General features: G+C 68.4%; 16 protein-coding genes and 1 pseudogene. 14 read left to right on the forward strand and 3 right to left on the reverse strand.

What is annotated here, in order from left to right; translation table 11 throughout:
• Positions 1–402: 402 nt before the first annotated feature.
• Positions 403–1,758, reverse strand: coding sequence for a recombinase family protein (locus GA0070610_RS09245; protein WP_231926009.1), 1,356 nt, complete (start codon positions 1,756–1,758; stop codon positions 403–405).
• A gap of 640 nt (positions 1,759–2,398) precedes the next feature.
• Here GA0070610_RS09245 and GA0070610_RS09250 point away from each other — a divergent pair.
• The 5 genes from GA0070610_RS09250 (at position 2,399) to GA0070610_RS09275 (ending at position 7,710) form a co-directional block, all read left to right on the forward strand.
• Positions 2,399–3,541 carry a helix-turn-helix domain-containing protein gene (locus tag GA0070610_RS09250; protein WP_172896473.1) on the forward strand — a complete coding sequence of 381 codons (1,143 nt, stop codon included), beginning with the start codon at positions 2,399–2,401 and terminating at the stop codon, positions 3,539–3,541.
• Positions 3,541–4,092, forward strand: coding sequence for a nucleotide-binding protein (locus tag GA0070610_RS09255; protein ID WP_172896476.1), 552 nt, complete (start codon positions 3,541–3,543; stop codon positions 4,090–4,092). The genes GA0070610_RS09250 and GA0070610_RS09255 overlap by 1 nt, the downstream gene beginning before the upstream one ends.
• Before the next feature lie 433 nt (positions 4,093–4,525).
• Complete coding sequence (locus GA0070610_RS09265; protein WP_088999642.1) at positions 4,526–4,942, forward strand: hypothetical protein; 417 nt, start codon at positions 4,526–4,528, stop codon at positions 4,940–4,942.
• Between the two features lie 44 nt (positions 4,943–4,986).
• A complete protein-coding gene (locus tag GA0070610_RS09270) occupies positions 4,987–6,972 on the forward strand; it encodes a hypothetical protein (protein ID WP_157747105.1) in 1,986 nt (661 codons plus the stop codon).
• Complete coding sequence (locus GA0070610_RS09275) at positions 6,973–7,710, forward strand: hypothetical protein (protein WP_088999644.1); 738 nt, start codon at positions 6,973–6,975, stop codon at positions 7,708–7,710. It abuts the gene before it with no gap.
• A 170-nt stretch (positions 7,711–7,880) separates the two neighbouring features.
• On the opposite strand, the gene GA0070610_RS30435 is transcribed toward GA0070610_RS09275, so the two are convergent.
• A complete protein-coding gene (locus GA0070610_RS30435; protein ID WP_157747106.1) occupies positions 7,881–8,339 on the reverse strand; it encodes a hypothetical protein in 459 nt (152 codons plus the stop codon).
• A gap of 491 nt (positions 8,340–8,830) precedes the next feature.
• On the opposite strand from GA0070610_RS30435, the gene GA0070610_RS09285 reads away from it, so the two are divergent.
• The 3 genes from GA0070610_RS09285 to GA0070610_RS09295 all read left to right on the forward strand — a co-directional run bounded on the left by GA0070610_RS09285 (position 8,831) and on the right by GA0070610_RS09295 (position 13,016).
• Complete coding sequence (locus GA0070610_RS09285; RefSeq protein ID WP_231926010.1) at positions 8,831–10,303, forward strand: hypothetical protein; 1,473 nt, start codon at positions 8,831–8,833, stop codon at positions 10,301–10,303.
• Positions 10,304–10,600: 297 nt separating this feature from the next.
• Complete coding sequence (locus GA0070610_RS09290) at positions 10,601–11,572, forward strand: carbohydrate kinase family protein (RefSeq protein WP_088999646.1); 972 nt, start codon at positions 10,601–10,603, stop codon at positions 11,570–11,572.
• Positions 11,573–11,771: 199 nt separating this feature from the next.
• On the forward strand, positions 11,772–13,016 hold the full coding sequence (locus GA0070610_RS09295) for an IS256 family transposase (RefSeq protein WP_088999647.1): 1,245 nt from the start codon (positions 11,772–11,774) through the stop codon (positions 13,014–13,016).
• Positions 13,017–13,589: 573 nt separating this feature from the next.
• On the opposite strand, the pseudogene GA0070610_RS31365 reads toward GA0070610_RS09295, so the two are convergent.
• A pseudogene (locus GA0070610_RS31365) lies at positions 13,590–13,747 on the reverse strand (M23 family peptidase); the annotation flags it as partial.
• 156 nt (positions 13,748–13,903) lie between these two features.
• Here GA0070610_RS31365 and GA0070610_RS09300 point away from each other — a divergent pair.
• The 6 genes from GA0070610_RS09300 to GA0070610_RS31095 all read left to right on the forward strand — a co-directional run bounded on the left by GA0070610_RS09300 (position 13,904) and on the right by GA0070610_RS31095 (position 21,751).
• Positions 13,904–16,528: a helix-turn-helix transcriptional regulator gene (locus tag GA0070610_RS09300; protein WP_172896479.1), complete on the forward strand. Its 2,625-nt coding sequence runs from the start codon at positions 13,904–13,906 to the stop codon at positions 16,526–16,528.
• 262 nt (positions 16,529–16,790) lie between these two features.
• Positions 16,791–19,529: a class IV lanthionine synthetase LanL gene (lanL, locus tag GA0070610_RS09305; RefSeq protein WP_088999649.1), complete on the forward strand. Its 2,739-nt coding sequence runs from the start codon at positions 16,791–16,793 to the stop codon at positions 19,527–19,529.
• Positions 19,526–21,307, forward strand: a complete 1,782-nt coding sequence (locus tag GA0070610_RS09310) for an alpha/beta hydrolase family protein (RefSeq protein WP_088999650.1) — start codon at positions 19,526–19,528, stop codon at positions 21,305–21,307. Before lanL ends, GA0070610_RS09310 begins: the two co-directional genes overlap by 4 nt.
• A 3-nt stretch (positions 21,308–21,310) precedes the next feature.
• The gene (locus GA0070610_RS31085; protein ID WP_197697812.1) at positions 21,311–21,433 is read left to right on the forward strand and encodes an ALQxL family class IV lanthipeptide; all 123 of its coding nucleotides are present in this window, start codon (positions 21,311–21,313) and stop codon (positions 21,431–21,433) included.
• Between the two features lie 43 nt (positions 21,434–21,476).
• Positions 21,477–21,587: an ALQxL family class IV lanthipeptide gene (locus tag GA0070610_RS31090; protein WP_197697813.1), complete on the forward strand. Its 111-nt coding sequence runs from the start codon at positions 21,477–21,479 to the stop codon at positions 21,585–21,587.
• Positions 21,588–21,625: 38 nt separating this feature from the next.
• On the forward strand, positions 21,626–21,751 hold the full coding sequence (locus GA0070610_RS31095; protein WP_197697814.1) for an ALQxL family class IV lanthipeptide: 126 nt from the start codon (positions 21,626–21,628) through the stop codon (positions 21,749–21,751).
• Positions 21,752–21,761 lie beyond the last annotated feature (10 nt).

A 21,761-nucleotide genomic window follows, 5' to 3' on the forward strand; every position in this document is an offset into this window, starting at 1 on the left:
CCTGGCGCCCCAGGCTTCGGCGCGCTTCTGATCCTGCTCACCACCCAGAGTGTCGCCCAACCGGCGGCACCACGACAGGCCGAGCCGCTGGCCGAGCCCAACGACTCCATAGCCCCTCCGCCATGGCCTCACCGCCGCGCCGTCCCTGTTGCTACCGCGTGAACTCAAGCACTTGGCGGCGGCCCAATTCTCCCTGCCGAGACTGGCTACGTTGCTGTCCTCTCTGCAGGCGCATTGAGTCGGCTTCCTTGGGTAGTTAATGAATGCTCATAGGCAGCTTGCGCGTGTAGTGTTTACGCATCGTGAAGTGCTAGGATTAACGCATGAGCACCCGTTTGTATAACGGATGCTACGCGTGGGGGTTCATTTCCCCCTCTCGGACACATCATTACCACATATCGATCATGGGTCGAGCGAGTTGACCTGCACGGATGCTTCTGTAGTCGGTGTGCAGCGCTCCTGATCGCAGACGATGGTGATCTTGTTTCTCTGCAGGAGCACGACCAGGTCGTGTGGGCTCTGGGGGTCGCTGGCGAGGTTGGGATGACCGGCGAGTCTTGTGATGATGTGGTCTTCCCTGAGGTAGAGGATCTTGCGCTGGCGGTTGGTGGGCTGTTGGGTGCTGGTGTGGCCGTGGCGGCATCGGTAGCCGGGGCGTTGATTGATCCAGTGGGATTCCATTTTTCGGCCGCATGGTCCGCAGCGCAGTAGTCCGGTGAACAGGTAGCGGCGGGTGGTGCCGTCGTGGGCGCTCCGGTGGGAGCGGACGGCCTGGACGGCGACGAAGTCCTGTTCGCTGACCAGCGCGGTGTGGGCCCGTTGTTTGGAGACCACCCAGTCTGCGGTCGGGTTCTTTCGGATGGGTTCTCGCTCCGGGCGGCTGGCGTCGGTGTCGGTGTGCGCGGGTTGCCGGTTCCAGACCTGCCGGCCGGTGTAGCGGGGGTTGCTGAGTATCGCCGCGACCGTTCGTAGGGTCCACCGGTCGCCTCTGCGGTGGGGATTGCGGTCGGGGTCGATGCCCGACGGGCAGGGTATGCCGGCGTTGTTGAGGGCACGCGCGATGCTGGCGAGACTCCGGCCATCCAGGCGTTGGGCGAACATACACCGGACGTGTCCGGCCGTGGCCGGATCCAGTTCGAGGCGCCGAAGCCGGCGACCCCAGCGGGCGTGCGCGGCGTTCGGATGAGGGCCGGCGTCAACGAGTCGGTAGCCGTAGGGCGGCCGGCCACCGAGATACCGTCCCTGCTCCCGGGCTTGGGCCCGCATCGCCGTGACGACCCGGAACCGGGCGCGCTGCACCTCACGTTTCGACTGGGCGCCCAGCATCATGATCAGCGCTTGGTGGGTCGGGTTGTGGTGATCGACGGGCCCGTCCGTCTCGGGCAGCCACAGCTGAACACCGTGCTGTTCGAGCACGGGTGCCAGGTGCTGCAGTTGGTTAGCGGAGAACGCCCGTTCGTACTCGCCGACCACGATTGCGTCGAACCCGCGATCTGGGTCGTTGAGCGCGGTCAGCAGGGCGGCGGCCTGCGGGCGCTGCCGCCAGCTGCGGCGGCGGGAGCAGCCGACGTCGAAGTACTCGGCGACGATCAGCCCGTGAGCGGCGACGAGCTCGTGGCGCAGTCCCGCTGCCAGTGCCGGGAGGTAACCCGGTCCTGGTGCTCGACGGTCGACATCCGGCCATAGAACGCAAACCGCAGACCACCGCGCCGTCGTGCAGGCGGTGGTGCGCTGGCTTGCGGCTGGCTGTTGAGCCATCGGCTCAGGGGATCTTCGACATCTTCACTCTGGTTCTCCCACACGCTCACCTTCCTACGAGGAATCCTCGCGCTCGGGTCGGACAGGAAGTCCGCCTGCACTGGCTGGACAGGGACTCCGTCGACGAAGCGTCGCCGGACGTGTTGCAGGCGATGGTGAAGGCGCTCGCGCAGGCGGTGATGTCGCACCTGTGGCCCTTCCGTCGCGCCACCCTTGTTCGACGCCTTGGTCGATGGGGCTGTGGGGGAGAGCAAACGACAGCGCGAGGAAGGCAACCAGCCTGCGTGACCGCATCCGGCGGCCGTCTGGAAGGCCCGACGCGACGGCTGTTCCTATCTACGCAAAACGCCCATCGTACGCAGGTGTCGTAGACCATGCTCATGGATGCGAAACTTGTGGTCGGGGTGGAATATCGCTTGGGCGAGATGCTTGGCCCCGGCGATCCAACCGGGCCCCCGCCGTCACGTTGTCCAGGGCCCGGGCGCCTCGTCCAACGACGTCCACCGAGCGAGTGATCCGATACGCCTCATCATGGCTCTGTCGGGTCAGACGCGGGGATCCCCTCGCTCGCGTGCCAGCTGCTCTCTCTGCCCTCTCTAGTTATCTTTGCGCTTCAGCCGCAGTGTGCGAGAATCGCACTGTGGCTGACATCGACGCACAGACGTTAGGCGAGCGCATCCGAGATGCCCGCAAGCGTGCGGACCTGAGCCAAGAAGACCTCGGACGAGCGGTTGGTCTTGAGCGCACAGTCGTGAACAAGATCGAGGGGGGCGTGCGCAAGGTCACGGCGCTCGAACTGGCGGACATTGCCGCCGCGATCGGTGTGCGCATGTCTACGTTCTTCGAGGAGCCTGTCCCAGCGCTTGTCGCGCATCGGTCCAGCCAAGGGCTGGACACTGCGGACTCGCAAATCGATGCACTGCTTGCGAAGTTCACCAACGAGGTCGAGTTCGTCGCCTCATTGGGCGTCGACGAGTTGGGTCTCGATGCTGCTGACGTAGTCGCTCAGGCTGACATCACGCAGCCCACGACCAATGCCGAGGCCGAGACGCTTGCTGTGAAAGCGCGCGACTTGATGGCCATTTCGGCAGAGGAGCCGATCCGCCAGCTCTCCGACTGCGTTGCCAACGTCGGGCTCCTGGCATTCTCTCGCGATGTCGGCAAGGATACCGCTGATGCCGCGACCATCTTGTTGCCTCGTGGAGGTGTCAGTCTCGTCAACAGCCACATGAAGGTTGGCCGTAGGCGGCTCGCATTGGCGCACGAACTCGGTCACTATTTAATTGCAGACGCGTACACCGTTGACTGGCGAGTTGCCGATCACTCCACTCATGCCATCCCAATGGAGTCGCGCCTCGATCGTTTCGCACGCGCGTTGCTGCTACCTACGGCCGTGATCACGCGGCTATGGCATGAGAAGGTTTCCCGTTCCGGCGAGCGCAGTGCGGCAATTCATATTGCAAGTGAGTTTCGGGTCGACATGGCCACTCTGGCAACGCGCTTGAAAGAACTGGGGCTAGCGGACAGTGAGACAGTCGCTTTGGTGCGTAAGTGTCGCACTACCCAAGCCGACATTGTTGAAATGAATCTGTACGTCCCTCTTGAAGAGATGGAGGGGACAACAGTCCCTCGACCATTTGCGCGTGCAGTATTGCGGCTTGTGCGCGATGAGCGAATCAGCCGCGAGCGAGCTCTTGACTTACTTCAAGGCACTTTCGACGAGGCGGATTTACCGAGCGTTCGCGAGCGCCGGACCGATGAGATCTGGAACTATGTGTCGTGATGGTGCCCGAGAACGCCTGGGTGTTCGATACCGGCCCATTGCGACACTTCGCGCTGCAAGGATGGCTGGGAGTTCTGCGCTTTCTCGCTGCAGAGCGCCCCATCTACATCCCCGACAGCGTTGAGCGAGAACTTAACGACGCCGCCGAGCATGTGTCGGCCACTCGCGCGGTACTCGACGCTGACTGGATTCGGGTTCACCGATCGACTAGCCCTGAATTCGCCGAAGCGTTCGCCCACTACGTCGATCGACTGGTCGCCGGCGGCAGAAACCTTGGCGAGTGCGGGGTTCTCGCCATGGGTCAAGTGTATCGGTGCGAAGTGGTGATAGACGACGCCACGCCGCGCCAGATTGCGAAGGAAAAGGGTATCCGGGTTACGGCGACTGTCCCCTTGCTGTGTGAGGCGATTCGCGCGAAGAAACTCACGACGGTGATGGTTGAGGAGCTAGCTGACAACCTTCTGGAAAGCAGGTACTACCTGCCCTTTGGTCCCGGCGGTTTCCGCCAGCATGTACTGGAGAACGGGCTTCTGGACTACGACGACCTTTGAACACGATCTTGCCGCGCCACGGCAACAGCAGCCTGCCTGGCTGAGATCGACGGGGCTGCCCCACCGCCGTCAGCCAGCACCTCGCCAAACTGTGCCTTGCCGGCCTGGTATGCGGCCGAGGCGAAGGCACCTTCGTACACTGCTCGGCCGCCGACACCCACGTCCGGGCACTGCTCGCCGAGGCGCTGTTCCACGCCGATCATACCGACCGCAACCTACCCGACCATCCTCGCTGGCTCACACCCGAAAGTTGTAGCCGATCACGCCCGCGCCCCAATGCAACTGCACCGCCATGAGCAAGTGTCGGATTTCAGATCCTAGGATGGCCGCGACTGCGTCGTCCACATTGGCCGAATGGTCTAGAATTCTGCTAGGTCCGGAAGTTGATGATCGCACGAATCGGTTGCTTCAACCCTGCATGAGGAGCGCATCCATGTCCATTCCTGTTGAGCTCTTGGCCGCCGCCGGCGCCGCCTTCGCGGGGACCATGGGAACGGATGTGTACCAGTACGCTCGAGCACGCTTCAAAGAACTGGCGGGTCATCGCGGCTCTTCCGGAGAAGACCCCGCCGAGCTTCAGCAACTCGACATGCTGGAGCATGCTGTCGCTGCAATTGAGCCGGCACAACGCCCGGCATTCTCGAAGGGGGTGCAGGTGCCCATCGAGAAGATTATTTCCACCTGTGTCGACGACAACCGGTCGGAGGAACTCGAAGAGTTCGTCCGGATCCTACAGGATAAGCTGACGGAGTTGGGGCCGACGTTCGCCCATCAAACGGTTACGGGAAACTACGCGCTCGGTGACATCAACACGGCCGGCCGCGACAACAACTTCGGGATGAATCGCTGATGACAGCCCCACACCAGGAACTGGTGTCCGTGCCGGAGCAACGGGTGGAGAACAACTTCGCGGGTCGCGATATTAACACTGCGGGCCGCGACAATGTCATCACAAACTATCTGACAGGGCTGCGTCGCCTGCGTCCACGGCCCGTCGACCCGAACATTGTGATGCCGCCTGACAGATTCGCCCCTCCGGCCGGCTTCGACGCAGCGCTGCAATCAGTCCGATCTACCAGCTTTCTCCCTGCACGATCACGGGTCATTGTGCTCAGAGCACCTGAGTCATCCGGCCGGCGCTCGGCTGGCATGCGCCTCTTGGCCGATGCCTCAGTGCCCGCCGGCCGGCACTTCGAACTCTTACCCGACTGGGACGAGCCTGATGTCGCCACCCTTCCGGAGGAGAGGAATGCGGCTTATCTTCTGAACCTGCGGGGAGTTGCCTCCCCGCTTCCGGCGCAGTTCTTCCAGGACTTGGTCCATTACGCTGGTAAGCTGAATGCCGCCGACAGCTACCTGGTCGTCGCCGCGTCTTCCGATGTGTGGGCGGGGAGGTTGCCCGAGGCGGCTACGGGCATTCGCGTGGTCGACATCGAAAGACCGGTCCCTCGCAAGGTCGTTGAGCAGTATCTGCCCGCTGATCGCGTAATCTGGTTGGACGACCCTGGCAGCAGCTTCTTTGGTGTACTCCCGGCCGAATCAGCGCCAAGCGAAGCTGTCCGACTGGCAGACGTAATTGTCAGGGCCAAGGGGCCGGTCGACGTAGAAAGATTGGACGAGTACCTCGGCTGGACTGACACTGTCCGCAGTTGGTTCCGTGGAGGCAGCAGAGACGTCGAGTCCCGTGCGATCCGAATCGCCGGAGCCGTCCTGAACGAGGCGCCCGCGGCAGTCATCCTGGACAGCGCAGACGTGCTCCTCCGGGCGCCGGAAATCGATCTTCCGCAGGAGGTGGGGGGCCTCCTTGCACGGCCAGACGCCAGCAAACGCCTTGAACCCGCGGGCATGTCGTTTGATCCGGTCACCGGAACGGCGCATCTGGTTCATGCGTCTCAAGGCCCTGCGCTCCTGACGTATCTCTGGACGCAACACATCCAGCTCAGTGAGGTACTCACTCGTTGGCTCCAGGAGATCAGCTCGGGACCGGCAAGGGGAAACCTTGACGTGCTGGCAGGGGCGCTCACGACGCTTGCCCAAGCGGTGGGCATTTCACCAGTTCTCAAGTTGGTGGACGGCTGGCTCGCCTTGAACGATGTCGGAAGCATCGACCTAGTGGGTGACTTGCTCTCGGACCTCGCCGTTCATCCGACGCTCGGCGGCAAGATCAGGCCCGAGCTGGCGAAGTGGGCTGGCGGAAAATCGCAACCGGCACGACAGCAAGCGATCGCTCGCGCCGTGGCTAACGAATTTGGGCGAACTTATACCAGCCAGGCCCTGAACAGAGTTCGAAGCCTTCTCAGGTCACCCGGAAGCGAAGACGTTCGTCAGCGTGCGCTGAAGGCACTACGACGGTTGATAGCAACGCCCGAGCTTACGGCGTTGACCGTCGACACCTTGGTCAAGTGGATTTCCGCTGAGACGGAGACAGCCACGGTCGAACCGGGTGTGTTCCTCAATGCCTTCTCGCCGTTCCCGAATGGCAAGCCAGTGCCCGAGCCGCTGCTGCAAGCACTATCTCAGGGTGAGGAAGCTGGACAGGCTATTCGCCGCCGGCTCATCGAAGGATGGGTTCAGGTCGCTGATCGTGAGCATCGTACCGGGTCCGTCCAGGATGCGTTGCTTGAGTGGCGACGCGCCGCTGAAACCAACCTCGTGCCAGAAGAATCATTCGTCGATTTCATGGTGTCTCTCGGCCGCCACATGGGACACGTGGACCCCCTCTTCCTCAATGTTGTCAAGGCAGAGGGTCGGTTGAAGGACAAATTAATTACTAGGATTTTTGCCGATGTGGCAATCGCCTACGATCGCGCACCCGAGGGATCGATTTCTGTCGCAACGGTCATCACTGGTGCGGCTGATATTGCGAACGATCAAAGCTAGATGAGGATCGCCACCTGGATCAAGGAGCTGTCGTCCTTCCGGTACAGCTCCTTTTCCATGTATCCGGAGACTCTGGATCAAGGCCTCCATTATGACGTACGTCTTCGCTACTCCTGGCGACCGAATCCCGATTGCCTCCGCGACCAGCCGCGTATGCCGGATCCACTTGCCCGGCATATTCTAAGAGAAACGGTGAGAAGAATCGCGGGTCAATACCGGCTGTTCGAGCACGGCAGGGCGGAGGACGCGGTCAACGCCGAGCTGTGTCGCGACGTCTGTGATGCCGAGGCTCGCATCCTTATCAGCGGCAGCGGACGAATTTCCGTCTCCCGCGCCGCTCGGCGGGCAATGCGACGACGAACCGCTGAGGAGGATGCTCTTCACACCGCCTTCGCCCGTGAGACGGTTCAGCTGCGGATGCTGCAGCGCCGCCTCACTGATCCTGCTCTCGGGCTGGTCTGGTGGGTGGACCGCTACGCCGACCTCCAGTTTGCTGCCGGAGATCCGAAAGCCAAGGTCACCTCGATCGTCGCCGCCTTCCAGACCCTACGGGAGACACTCGACGACGCCGACGATGGGGATGCAGAGCCCCGAGTGCAGATTCGGCGGGCTGTAGAAGAAATTCTCGCCGGCGTTGAGGACCCGGATACCTTGGTGCTGGCTATGGAGATGTTACATCGAACCCTACGGCAGGCAGGACTCGTCACGCGCATGCATCAGAGGGGTGTGGATAACTAACGGCGGCTCTGCTGATCAAGGGCGGCGCGAGGGCTGAACGCACTTGTCCAGAAAGGCTGACACTCAGCCAGCGAGGCCACGGCGCATCCGACCCTGCCACCGCGAGCGCTCGGGCGTCCGATCCGGGCGACTTCACTGCTTCTCCACAGTGCCCGCTGGCTGCTATAGGATTACGGCATGAGCACCCATGCTGAGCATGGGTGCCGCAAATTCGTGTACGAATCCCCCCTCGGACACATTTTAGTACATGATCCACTTGGGGTTGCCTGAGCGGACACCGTGCGGGCCGTCGGCCGGTAGGTCAGGGTCAGTCCCAGTTCGCGGTAGACCCGTGCCTTGTCGGCGGGGTCGGCGTCGCGGAGCACGATGGTGATGTTTCGCAGGGTCTCCACGAGTCGGTGGATCTCGTCAGGGCTCATGGTCTTGCGTCCGGTGTAGCGGCGCAGGGTTGCTTCGGCGGTGATCTGTTCGGCTTGGACGTCGGCGATCCATCGGCTGACGACGGTGGGGTCGGCGCCGCTGTCGAGGGCGGCGCGGTAGCGGTCCAGTCGAGTGGTGCAGGCGGCGAGGGTTTCCCGTGCTGCTTTGATGGCCTGTCCGGTGGTGTCGTCGTGTTGTGCGTCGGCCATTGCTTGGACTGTGGCGGTGAGTCGGTGGGGTGAGAAGGCTCGGGCGAGCCATGGGTCGAGTTGTTCGGTGAGGATTGGTGTGCGCCTCGTCCATCGCCCCGAACTGTATTTCGACCTCGTACCGGGTCAGGGTCTCCGGGGCGTGCAGCAGCAGATCTAAGCGTCCGGCACGGGGCTGCCGCCGTTCGACATCCTTGACGACCAGGTCACCGAGCCCGAGCAGGCCGGTTACCGAACCCAGCCATCTCCGCCCCGCCAATGATCAGGCCTGCTTGTCGTGAAGCGGGCTTTGGCGCACGCGTTCCGGTGCGGGGCTGTGCTGCCGGACGGGTCGCTGCGGGGAAAGCGGGTTCGGGCGGGTTTGTTGGCTCGGGCAGGATGGCGGGGTGATCTGGGGGAAACGGGTTCAGCGGCCGGTGCTGGGGGAGGGTAGGCCGCTCGGCGCGGTGCGGCGCGCGGTTGATGGTGCTGCCGCAGGCGGGTGGGAGGCGTTGGACCGCCTGGTCGAGGTGCTGCTTGAGGCCGAAGCTGCTGGTGATGAGGCGGCGGCGCGGTCGGCGTTGGCGATGGTGACCGGTGTTGCCGGGTTGGTGACGCGGCTCGACGCCCACGCGCGTCAGGGACCGTGGTCCGGCACGTTCCCGGAGGCTGCGGTGCGGGGGGTCAGGGTGTGCTTTTCGGGTGTGACGTCGGGGCCGGCGGCGATGGCGTTGGCCAGTATGGACGGTGATGGGCGGCTCCGGGAGCGTGCGGTCGCGGCGATGGTCGCTCGGCCGTGGCCGGAGGTGATGCCGTTTCTGGTGTTGCGTACCGCTGATTGGGTTAAGCCGGTGCGGGATCGGGCGCGGGCCGGGCTGGCGGTACTGCTCGGGGACGGTCCCGGTGCTTATCTGCCGGCGGTGCTGCCGATGGTGCTGCGTCTCGACGCTCGGGTGCGGGGTGGTTTTGCTGTCACCCAGGTACGGGCGGCGTTGCTCTCGTCGTCGCCCGAGGTGTGGCGCGGGCTGTTCGGCTCGGGTGGCCGCCGGCAGCGGCGGTTCGTGTTCGACATCGCCGTGTCGCAGGGATGGCTGCGTCTGCCCGACTATGTGACCAGCGCCGAGACTGACCCGGATGTGGGGATTCGGGTCCGGGCGGCGGAGGTGGCCTGCCGTGAGGCGGTCTGGACCCGCCGGCTCGATGTCCTACGCCGCTTAGCGAGGTCGAGGCGGCCCGAGGTGCGGGTGGTGGCGTTGACCGGGCTGGCCCGGGTCGGCCACGACTCCGAAGTTGCCGTGCACCTGGACGATGACGCGCCGCTGGTGCGGGCGGTGGCCCGGGACGCGGCTCGCCGCCTCGGCATCGACGCGCGGGAGCACTACCGGACTGCAGTGAGTGCCGCGGAGCCGCTCCTGGGGGCGATCACCGGACTCGCCGAGTCCGGCTCGGCCGCGGATGCTCCGCTGCTGCGGCCGTTGCTGCGCCACCCGCTGGTCAAGGTCCGCGCCCAAGCGGTCAGGGGTCTGCGGGTTCTGGATGCTCCCGTTGTCGGGGAATTGGTTCCGCTGGTGCGCGATCCGTCGCCGACGGTGGTCCGGGAAGCCACCGCCGCGCTGCGGCCGCTGGCCGGTGCCGTGCCGCCGGGCTTACCGTGGGAGCTGCTCGCGGATGGCCGGGTGGAGTTGCGCCGCGCCGGCTACCGGCTGCTGCGTGGCCGTGGCGTCGACGTCGAGTTGCGCGCCGCCCTTCTGCTGGCACTCGACCCGGATCCCCGCCTGGCCGGACGTGGCAAAGCCGACGTAACCCGCCTCGCTCGAGACGCCGAACGAACGAGCTGGCGCCGCAGCCCACGGCCGCAGCTGTTGGTCACCGCGCCGCAGCACACCGAACTGGTTGCGTTGGCGGCCCGGGCGGCGACGGTGCTTGGCGAGGACACCAGCCGAAAGCTCGCCACCTGGCTGGCGCGTACCCGCCCCGGCGGATGATTGCTCTCTCGGCCACGTACATCCCAGGCCAGTCGACTGGCCTGGGGCGGTCGCTTGAACACGACAGCGAAGGGTGCCGGTGGATGGTCGGATCGGCGACGCCGTCGATGAGGCGGTCCTCGCGTTCGAGGGTCCTGCGGTCCTGGAGTGGGTCATGAACTCCTCGTTGGCGGTTACCCACCCGGTACATGTGGAGGTCGTGGAAAGCCGATTGTGCGTGCTCCCATCGGCACCGGATGGCAGCCGATCGTCCGGTACTCTGGCCGCGCCCGAATCCGACGATTCCGCGAGGTCGAGATGAAGATCGCTGTGGCCGGCTCCATAGCCACGGACCAGCTGATGACCTTCGACGGGCACTTCGGCGAGCTGTTACGTGAGGCGCTGCCGCAGGTGTTCGTATCGTTCCTCGCGGACGAGTTGGTGATCCGGTGTGGCGGCGTCGCGGCCAACATCGCCTTCGGGCTGGCGCAGTTGGGCATGCGGCCGGTGCTCCTGGGTGCGGTCGGGAAGGACTTCGAGGAGCACCGGGCCTCTCTGCGTGGACTCGGCGTCGAGTGCGATTTCATCCACGTCAGCGACAAGGCGCACACCGCGCGCTTCATCTGCGCCACCGATCGCGATGACAACCAGATAGCCAGCTTCTACGCCGGCGCGATGGCCGAGACCGGCGCCATCCGGCTGGTTCCGGTGGCCGAGCAGATCGGCGGCTTGGACATGGTCGTCATCGGTGCCAGCGACCCCGGCGCGATGCTCGCGCAGGCCGCCGAGTGCCGGGCGAATGGCTACCCCTTCGCCGCTGACCCCTCGCAGCAACTTCCGCGGATGAACGGCGATCAGGTCGTGGAGCTGATCACCGGAGCCGACTATCTGCTGACCAACGAGTACGAGAAGTCGCTGCTGCAGAGCAAGGCGGGCCTGACGGACGAGCAACTATTGGAATTGGTCCGAGTTCGCGTTACCACTCTGGGCAAGGACGGCGTGGAGATCGCCGAACGAGACGGTGCCACCTTCCACGTTGCGGTGCCGGCCAGTATCGAGACCCCGGATCCGACCGGTGGCGGCGACGCGTTCCGTGCGGGCTTCTTCGCCGCACTCTCCTGGGATCTGTCGTTGGTCCGGGCCGGCCAGCTGGGCTCGCTGGTCGCCGGCCTTGCCTTGGAGAACATCGGCGCCCAGGAGTACCAGGTCGACCCGACCGTGCTTCTCGACCGTATGCGCCAGGGATATGGGGAGGAGGCTGCACGGGACTTGGCTCGACACCTTTCCTGAACCGTCCGCCTCCCGAGGTCGACCAGAGGACCGCAGCGGCAGCGCCTGAAGGCCCGCGGTTGTGCCGGGCGCACCGAGCGCGGTTGCGTCCACGGAAGTGGTGTACGACTTGCCCGTGATGGGCGTGTTGCGTAGATGAGAGACGGCCATCGCGTCGATCCTTCAAGACGACCAAGTCAGAGAAGGAAGAGAGGACGCGATGGCCGCATCTGAGAGTGTGAGCCCTGTTGACCTGCTGCGCGAGCAGATCGAGGGCGCGTCGCCGGACGTGTTGCAGGCGATGATCAAAACGTTCGCGCAGGCGGTGATGTCCGCTGAGGCGGACGCGATCTGCGGCGCCGGCTACGGGCAGCGCAGTGACGAGCGGGTGAACTCCCGCAACGGATACCGGCTTCGGGAGTGGGACACCCGGGCCGGGACGATCGATCTGGCGGTCCCGAAGCTGCGGCAGGGCAGCTATTTCCCGGACTGGTTGCTGACGCACCGGCGGCGGGCCGAGCAGGCCCTGGTGTCAGTCGTGGCCACCTCCTATCTGCTGGGTGTGTCGACCCGGCGGGTGGAGAAGTTGGTCGAGCAACTCGGGATCCGGCAGCTGTCCAAGTCGCAGGTCTCAGATATGGCCGCCCACCTCGACGCGCAGGTCGAGGCGTTCCGCAACCGACCCCTCGACTCAGGGCACTACACGTTCGTGTGGATGGACGCGCTGACAATGAAGGTCCGCGAGCATGGGCGCACCGTCAACGTCCACGCGCTGATCGCGGTCGGCGTCAACGCCGACGGTCAGCGCGAAGTCCTCGGGCTCGACGTCGCTTCGGATGAGGACGGCGCCGGCTGGCTGGCGTTCCTGCGGTCGCTGACCGCCCGCGGCCTGACCGGTGTCCGCCTGGTGATCTCCGACGCCCACGCCGGCCTGGTGCAGGCCATCGGGGCGGCCCTTCCCGGGGTGTCGTGGCAGCGGTGCAGGACCCATTACCTGCGGAATCTGCTGACCAAGGTGCCGAAGTCCGCGCAGCCGTGGATCGCCACCCTGGTGCGCACGATCTTCGACCAGCCCGACGCCGACGCCGTCCACGCCCAGTTCCAGCGGGTCGTGGCCACGATCGAGGCGAAGTTCCCGGCTGCGGCCGAGCACCTCGACGCCGCCCGCGACGACCTGCTTGCGTTCACCGGCTTTCCGCGTGAGATCTGGCGTCAGGTCTGGTCGAACAATCCGCAGGAACGGTTGAACAAGGAGATCCGCCGGCGCACCGACGTCGTCGGGATCTTTCCGAACCGGGCGGCGATCGTCCGCCTCGTCGGCGCCGTCCTAGCCGAGCAGACCGACGAATGGACCGAAGGCCGCCGCTACATGGGCCTGGAACTACTCGCCAAGGCCCGCATGGTCACCATCGACACCGACCAACCCGACACCGACCAACCCGACCCGACCCCGATCGCCGCATAGCATCAGACCGGATCCCGCGATGGCCGTCTCTTACACCACCAGCGCGGACGTGACCCCGAGCGCCCGCAGGATCAGGGAACGGCCCCGCCCCACCAGGGTTCCGAGTCGCCCCTGGACTGCACCGAAGTGACCCCTATGAGCCGGACACCTCGATGTGTGTCGGGGGCTCTCGGTGGATTTTCTCGTAGGTGTCGGGGCTGACGTTACCCAGACGGCTGTGCTGGCGGCGAGGGTTGTAGAAGCCCTAATGGCAACCGAGACGTTCGTACCAGCAGATGGCCGTCGAGCCGGGGAATCGAGAGCGGCGCCTCGTTGAGGATCGTGGCCGCTGCTGCCGCCTGTATAAGCGGCGGGGCGTTGACCCTGGATATCGAGAGGGACGCTCGGCGGTCACGGCGGTCGACGGGGATGATCGTTCCGGACGGTGCCGCGCCCTTGGCAGACGCAGCCGACGCTGGGTCGACCGGGCGAGCTGGTGACGCCGGCCGCCGGCCCGCGCAGCCGTAGCGGCATCGCGCCCGGCACGATGGTGACGGCCTCTTCGGCTTCGGTTAGGGAGCCGTCGTGCTGCCGCCGGTCATAGAACTTCCCGGCCGCGTAGCTTGGCTTCATCCGCTCCCGCTCGCTACCCCACCCGGGACGCTGATGGAAAGCCGATCGAGTCGTGATCGCGGCCCACGCCCTCGTGCGGTAGCGACAGCGACTCGGGGCACGGTCGCGTTGGCGAGGTTGGCAGGAGTGGGCGTTGTCCGGGCCCGCCTGGCCGGCGGCTGCCCGCGCCAAGTCCCACGATGGATAGAGCAGCCCTTGCTCGCGCCTATGGTTGCCGCCGCATGCCATGCTCCGCCTGTGAAGCGGTGTGCATCGATCGACGGAGGGGGAGCGACGTGCGCCCGGGGGACATCGTGGATGTGTCGCTGGACTGGCCGTTGGTGGGACGCGACCGCGAGATCACACGGCTCAAGGACGCGCTCCTGGCACCAGCGGGTGCGGGAGCCCTCCTGATCGGCGACGCTGGCGTGGGCAAGAGCCGCCTCGCCTCGGCCGCCCTCGACGCGTGCGAGCACGCCGGCTGCCTCGTGGAGCGGGTCGTGCCCACCCCCGGCTGGCAGGACGTGCCGTTCGGGGCCGTCGTCAACCTGCTGCCGGCACCGGCCTCCGGCGTCGCCGACGCCTTCCGGCAACTGACCGAGAACCTGCGGGAACGGGCGGCCGGCCGTACCGTAGTCATCGGTGTCGACGACGCCCAGTGGCTCGACGACGCGTCGGTGGTGGTCCTGGAGCGCCTCCTGATCGCCCGGGCCGTGAACCTGCTCGTGGTCGCTCGCGGCGACACCCCGGGGCTGCGGTCGGTGGCGGCCCTGCGCCGCGCGGGCGAGCTGGAGCGCATCGACGTGTCGCGGCTGAACCGCTCCGAGGTGGCCGCGCTGGTCACCTCCGCGCTCGGTGCTCGCACCGACGGCCTCACCCTGGACCTGCTGTGGCGCTGGACCTTGGGCAACCCGCTGTTCCTGCGGGAGGTGCTGCGGCGAGGCCGCGCCTGCGGGGAACTGCGCTGCGACGGCGAGATCTGGCGGTGGCACCGCGCGGACGATCCCGCGTCGCTGCGCTTGGCCGACCTGGTGACGATGACGGTCGAGGAACTGTCCGAGCCGGAACGCGAGGCGCTCACCTACGTGGCCTACGCCGAGCCGATCCCGCTGACGATGCTCGAAGCCCTGGTTGCGCCGGCCGTCGCCGAACGGTTGGAGGAGCGCGGCATGCTGCGGCTTCACACCGTCGCGACGCGAGCCATGGTCCGGCTGGGCCATCCGCTCTACGGGGAGGCCGTCAGGGCCGGAACCGGTCCGCTGCGTGCGCGACGCGTCATGCGGGAGCTCGCCGAGGTCGCGGAGCCCGTCGCGGAGAGCCCAGGCGACCGTATGCAGGTTGTGTCGTGGCGCTGCCACGCCGGGCTGCCGGTGGACGGACGGCAACTGCTCGCAGCCGTCGAGGACGCCCTGCGGCGCGGAGGCGCCTCCCTGGCCCGGCGGCTGGCCCAGCACCTGCCGGCGCCCCTCGACACCTGGCACACGGGACGCGCCGCAGTCGCGCAGGGGCGGCCCGCGGAGGCCGATCCGCTGTTGGCCGCCGCCTACGAGCTGCTGCCGGAAGCCGCCGACCGGGCGCGCGCCGCGGCGCTGCGCGCGCTGAACCTGTTCTGGGGGCTGCGCCGACCGCAGGACAGCCTGGCCGTGCTGGCGCAGGCAACGCGGCAGCTGCCCGCCGAGGTGCATCACGAACTGCTGGCCGCCGAGGCCGGCATCGCGGTCTTCTGCGGCCGTGGGACGGAGGCACTGGACGCCGTCGGGGCGGCCCTGAGCCAGCCGTCCACCGACCCGCTGCTGGAGACCGCCGTCACTCCGCTGCGTCCCTACCTGCTGGTGTTCGGTGGCGCCCCGGGGCAGGCGGTGACCGAGTTCTCCACCGGCGACCTGAGCGCGTCGGAGATCTGGCCGACGATGCGCGCGGCCACCCAGTCCTGTCACGTCCACGCGTTGGTCATGTGCGGGAAGCTGGTGGAGGCCACCGACGTCGCGGAGCGGTACTACCGCGACGCCGTGGCGCACGGCTCGAGCGACGCGGTCGGGCTGCTGGCGATGATGTGCGGAGTGTGCGCCGGCGACGCCGGCCGGATCACCGAGGCGGATCGGTGGACCCGGGAAGCCCTCGCGGTCACCGACCACCACACGCTGTTTCCGATCCGGGCCAACATCCTGGCCATGACTGCCTGGTGGGCCGCGCACCTGGGCGAGTGTGACCGCGCCGCAGCGGCCCTGGCCGAGGTCGCCACGGTGGTTCCGCCCGGCAGCAGTTTCGGGGACTACACCGCGGTGAGCGAGGCGTGGGTGCTGGCCGCGTCGCGACACCGCGACGCCGCGGTTACCCGCCTGTGGGAGCTGGCCGAGCGCTTCCGCACGTCGGGCCTGGTGTCGAGCGCCGTGGAGGCGCTGCACCTGCTCTCGCGCATCCTTCCCTCGCCGGAGGTAGCCGCGGAACTGAAGGCGGTCGCCGACCTGTCCGACAGCCCTCTGTTCCGGTGGCACGCCGACTACGCGGAGCACCTGGCCGTCGGGGACCCGCAACAGTTGGAGGTGGCGAGCGAGCAGTGGGCGGTCCGCGGGTACGGCGCCCTCGCGGTCGAGGCCGCCGCGTTCGCCGAGGCGGGCTACCGCCGGCGCTGCGATGCCGCCGCCAGCCGGCTGGCCCACCGCCTCACGCAGCTACGTGGCACGTGCGTCGGCTTCTGGCCGCCCTGGCTTCCGCCGCGAGCCCCGGCCGCCGCTGCTCTCACCCGCCGCGAACGGGAGGTCTGCGCCCTGGCCGGGACCGGGCTGGGCAACGTCGACATCGCCGAACGTCTCGTGCTGTCGGTGCGCACCGTGGAGAACCACCTGCAACGGGCGTACGACAAGCTCGGCGTGCGCACCCGCGGTGACCTCGCCGCGGCCCTCGAGGCGCTGGAGCGCTGACCGCGGCGCCGCGCCGGCACCGAACCAGCCGCGACGGCACCTCGCACCACGCCCCGACAACCGCGACGCCTGCGGTACTCAGCCGGCAGCGCTGGCGGCTGAGTACCGCGGTCGGCCGTCCTGGGTATCCGCGTGCTCCACCCCGCCGATCGGGTCACCGCGACTGCGGTACCGGCCACTCAGGACGGGCGTCGTCTCGACGAGCAGTCTGAACCCGCACCGGGCGAACGCCCGGGCGGCGGAGGACGAGAGGCGGCGTCAGATGAGCCGGGTAGCAGACCGCGGCGCGGTCGAACGCAGCGACAGCGACCAGCATCTGCTCGTCGACCAGATCACCGCGCTGATCGACCGCGAAGCCGGAACGTGGCGCGTCGAGCAGGGCGACTTCTGGTGCTATGTCACGCCGAAGGGCGCCCTGCGCCGACCGCAGGGCTGGAAGCTGCACGTCTCCGCCACACCGCTGGCCGCGCCGCTCGTGCTGGCCCGCGCGGCGGAACTGCTGGTCCGGGCGGGCTGTGCGTTCAAGTTCGCGGCCACCCTGGAGCGGGTGGAGTTGCTGGTGTCCGCCCGCTACGACCGGGGTGGGGCCGGCAAGTTCATCACGGTCTACCCCGCCGACGACGCCGAGTTCGCCGCCCTCGCCGCCGCGCTGCACGAGGCGACCCTGGGCCTGCCCGGTCCGCAGATCCTGTCCGACCGCCCCTACCGGTCCGGCAGCCTCGTGCACTACCGCTACGGCGGGATGAGCGCTGCCGCGGTCCTGAGCAACGACGGAACCTACGAGGGCATGCTCACCGCCCCCGATGGCAGCCAGGTCAAGGACCAACGGGAACCGCGCTTCCACACCCCCGCCTGGGCGCCGCCCGTGCCCCTGCCGGCCGCCGAACCCGCACCGGCGGTCGAGGCCCGACCCGCCGCCGGCGGCGGCGCCAAGCCGGTCCTGCTCGCCGACCGGTTCGTGGTGCGCGAAGCCATCCGCCACGCCAACCGCGGCGGCGTGTACCGCGCCCTGGACCAGCACTCCGGCGCCGACGTGGTGATCAAGCAGGCCCGGCCGCACGTCGCCGCGGTGATGTCCGGCCAGGACTGCCGCGACCTGCTGCGACACGAGGCGGCGATCCTGACCCGGCTGGCCCCGAAGGGCCACACGCCCGCGCTGGTGACCCTGTTCGAGGTCAACGGGCACGTGTTCCTCGCCCAGGAGCTCATCGCGGGCCAACCGCTGCGTGCCTGGGTGGCCGACCGGCTGCCCGCCACCGACGCGCTCGGCCTGCCGTTGACCGACACGCTGCGTCTGGCCGGCGCGATGGTCGACATCATCGCCGCGATCCACGCCGAAGGGCTGGTCGTGCGCGACTTCACCCCCAACAACCTGATCGTCACCGACGACGGCGACCTGCGACTGGTGGACCTTGAGCTGGCGTGCGAGCCGGGCACGCTCACCGTACGGGCCAGCACGCCGGGATACGGTGCCCCCGAGCAGAGTCACGGCTCCAGGATCGCCCTCGCCCCCACGCAGGCCGCCGACCGGTACGGGCTGGGCAGCACCCTGGTGTTCCTGGCCACCGGCGTCGATCCGGCTGTCCCCAACGGTGACGACGACGCCGGGCGGCACCGTGCCCTGCTCGAGCGACTCGCCGCGGACCACCCCACCCTGCAGGCGCTGCTTCCCCTGGTCCTGGCGCTCGTCGACCCGGACCCCGCCGGGCGCTGGGAACTGGACCAGGTCCGCGCGTTCCTCGCCGCGGCGCGGCCAGCCGGCCACACGATGCCCGGCCCACCTCCAACCTGCGTGGACCGCGACCGGATGCTCGCCGACGGCCTCGAGCACCTGATGCAGACCATGGCACCCGTAAACGCGCCACGGCTGTGGCGCAGCGGAGCGTTCGGCGAGCGGACCGACCCGTGCAACGTCCAGCATGGTGCGGCAGGGGTGCTGGCCGTGCTGGCCCGAGCCGCGCACGCACACGACAACGGGCGGCTGCGCGACACCCTGCGCGACGCGGCCGCGTGGACCGTACGCCGCGTCGGCTACGAGCCGCAGATCCTGCCCGGCCTGTACTTCGGCAGAGCCGGCACGGCATGGGCCCTGCACGAGGCGGCGGTCGCGCTCGACGACGAACGCCTGGCCGAGACCGCCCGCCGGATTGCGTGCCAACTGCCACTGCGCTGGCCGAATCCGGATGTGTGCCACGGCGCCGCGGGGGCCGGCATGACCCAGCTGTACTTCCTGCAGGCCACCGGACAGGAGCGGTTCGCCGACCGGGTACGCGAGTGCGCCGACGGCCTCGTCGCCGCGGCACAGCGCGACCCGGACGACGGGGTCCGCTGGCCGATACCGGCCACCTTCGCCTCCGAACTCGCCGGCCTCAGCCACTACGGGTTCGCCCACGGCGTCGCAGGCGTCGGCAACTTCCTGCTCGATGCGGGCGTCACCCTGGGCGACGACCGGTACGTGGCGGTGGCCCGCGCGGCCGGTGACACCCTCGCCGCGGCCGCCGACAGCGCCGACGGCGCAACCTGGTGGCCCAGTGGCGAGGAGACCGCGGACGGGCCACCGGCGCGGCTGGTCAACTGGTGCAGCGGCGCTTCCGGAGTGGGCACCTTCCTCGTCCGGCTCTGGCTGGCCACCGGCGAGCAGCACATCCGCGAGCTCGCCGAGACCGCCGCCATGGCGGTGCACCGCAGCCGCTGGCACGGTCCCCCCGTGGCCTGCCACGGCGTCGCCGGCAACGCCGAGTTCCTGCTGGACCTGGCAGCGGCGACCGGCGCGTCCGGCTACCGGAGCTGGGCCGAGGACCTCGTCGCGGCGGCGTACGCGCGCCAGACCGTCCGCGGCGGCCGGATCGTCGTACCGGACGAGTCGATGAGCGAGGTGACCGCCGACTACGGCACCGGTCTGGCCGGAATGCTCGCCCTGCTGCTGCGTCTGCGCCACGGCGGCACACGCCTGTGGATGCCCGACCGGCTCGCGGTGACGACCGAGGCGGTGACCGGATGAGCGTCACCGTCGTGCCCGACGCGGCGGCGCGCACCGACGCCGCCGTCACCCGGGTCAGCTTCCGCTTCGACACCACCGGCACGTACGCCGCCTGCCTGGCCTCGGACGGACGTCACGGCCTGTACGTGGAGGCGTGGTCCCTCGCCGGCGAGCGAGTAAGCCACCTGCGGCTGTCCACTCCCGGCAGCGAGACGGCCCGCACCCAGCCGGTGCCCACCGCCGATGGCCGGGTCGTCGTGTGCCGCAACGGCACGGGCCTGCACCGGGTGTCCCTGCTCGACCACGCCGGCGAGGAGATTGCGCTGGGCAGCGTGGCCGGGCCGGGCCTGCGCCTCATACCGTGCCCGCCGGCGGCGGGCTGGGCACTGGGCGTCAGTGTCGGCGCCGACGGCGCCACCACCCTGCGGCGCGTGGACCAGGCCGGGATGACGACCGTGGCAACCCTTCCCGGGGTGTTCGCCGGGGGTAGTTGGCTCGACGAGCAGGGACGCAGCCTGGCCGGCACTCTGCTGCGCGGCAGGTCCGCCACGCCGGTGCGAATCGACCTCGCCGAGGGCCGGTGGACGCCGCTGCCCGGCGTCGAGCCGGCCGGCGCCACGCACCTGCTGCTCACCGGTCCACGGACCGGGCTGATGCTGGCCGCCCACACCGGGGGCTCACCGACGCTGTTGTGGAGTCCCGGCGGCGGCGCCGAACTGCGTCCGGCGCGCGGACTGCCCGACGGCGGCCGCCTGCTGCCGCTGACCGTCGACCCCGATGGCCAGCGGGTGGCAGTTCGGATCAGCGCGGGTGCCGCGTCACGCCTGGCGACGTACGACCCGGCGGCCGGCGTCGTCGAGCACCTGCAAACCCCGGCGGGCACGCTCCAGCCGGTGGCCGGGTGGAACCACGCAGGCCTGCACGTGCCCCTCTCCCGCCCGCACGCGCCCGTGGGCATCCTCACCGTGACCGCGCGCGGATGCCGCGTCACCGGCAGCGCCCCGGCCCCCCATCCAGATGGCTGGGTACCGGCCCACCTCGAGCACCTGCCCGGCGCCGCCGGGCCGGTGGAGGCAATCGTGTACGGCGACTGGCGGACCGCTGCGCGGCTCGTCGTGGCCCTGCACGGCGGACCCGAGGCGGCCTGGTCGTTCGAGTTCGACCCGCTGCTGCAGCAACTGGCCGACGCCGGCATGGCCGTCGTCGCGCCCAACCAGCGAGGCAGCACCGGCTACGGCGCCGCGCACCGCGACGCGCTGTTGCGGGCCTGGGGCGGCCCGGACCTGGCCGACGTGGCCGCCATCAGCGAGTACCTCGCCGCCGGGCGCGGCCCGGCCGCGCCGCGGCCCGCCCTCTACGGCATCAGCTACGGCGCCTACCTCGCGTTGCTGGCCTCGGCCACGCAGCCGGACCGGTGGTCACGCTGCGCCGTCGTGGCCCCGTTCCTGTCCGGCGCCAGGCTGCACGCGAGCGCGTCGCCGGCCGTCCAGCGCCTGCTCGATCGCCTCGGCGGCTGCGTCGACATCGACGACCCACTCGGGCCGCGCGACGTGTGGCGCCTCGCCCCTCGGCTGCGTGCGCCGCTGCTGGTCGTCCACGGCGACGCCGACGACGTCGTCCCCGTGACCCAGTCGCAGCAGCTCGTCCGCCGACTCACCACCCTCGGACATCCCGTCGAGTACCGCGAGGTGGCCGGCGGCGGCCACGACCCGCTCGCCGGACCCGGCGGCGACGACCTCGCCGCGCGGATCAGCGCCTTCCTCCGCGCGGAGCCTCACCAACCCGACGAGAGGAGGTGAGAAGTGGAACTCGACCTCGACGCCCTGCAGTTGCTGCCCGAGCAGGAACCGAGCGGCCTGCAGCCGTGCAGTCGCACCTGTGCGTTCACCTGCTGGTGGACCGACGGCTGCGGCGTGACGCTCTGACCGCCGCCCGTGCCCGATTCGACCGCGAAGGGAGGTGAACGACATGGAACTCGACCTCGACGCCCTGCAGTTGCTGCCCGAGCAGCGCGCGGAGAGCCTCGGCGTGTGCACCGAAACCTGCTGGTGGACCTGCACGTGGACCTCTCCCAACTGATCCGACCTGACCGTCACCCAACCCGAAAGGAACCCCTCGTGGAACTCGACCTCGATGCCCTGCAGCTGCTGCCGGAGACCGAGCCGGTCGCCCTGAGCAGGTGCCAGGTGACCTGCCAGGACACCCCGACCTGCTGGATCACCTGCTTCATCACCACCGACTGACGGCAGCCGG

It is taken from the genome of Micromonospora echinofusca (genome assembly GCF_900091445.1).
GTDB classification, from domain to species: Bacteria; Actinomycetota; Actinomycetes; order Mycobacteriales; family Micromonosporaceae; genus Micromonospora; species Micromonospora echinofusca.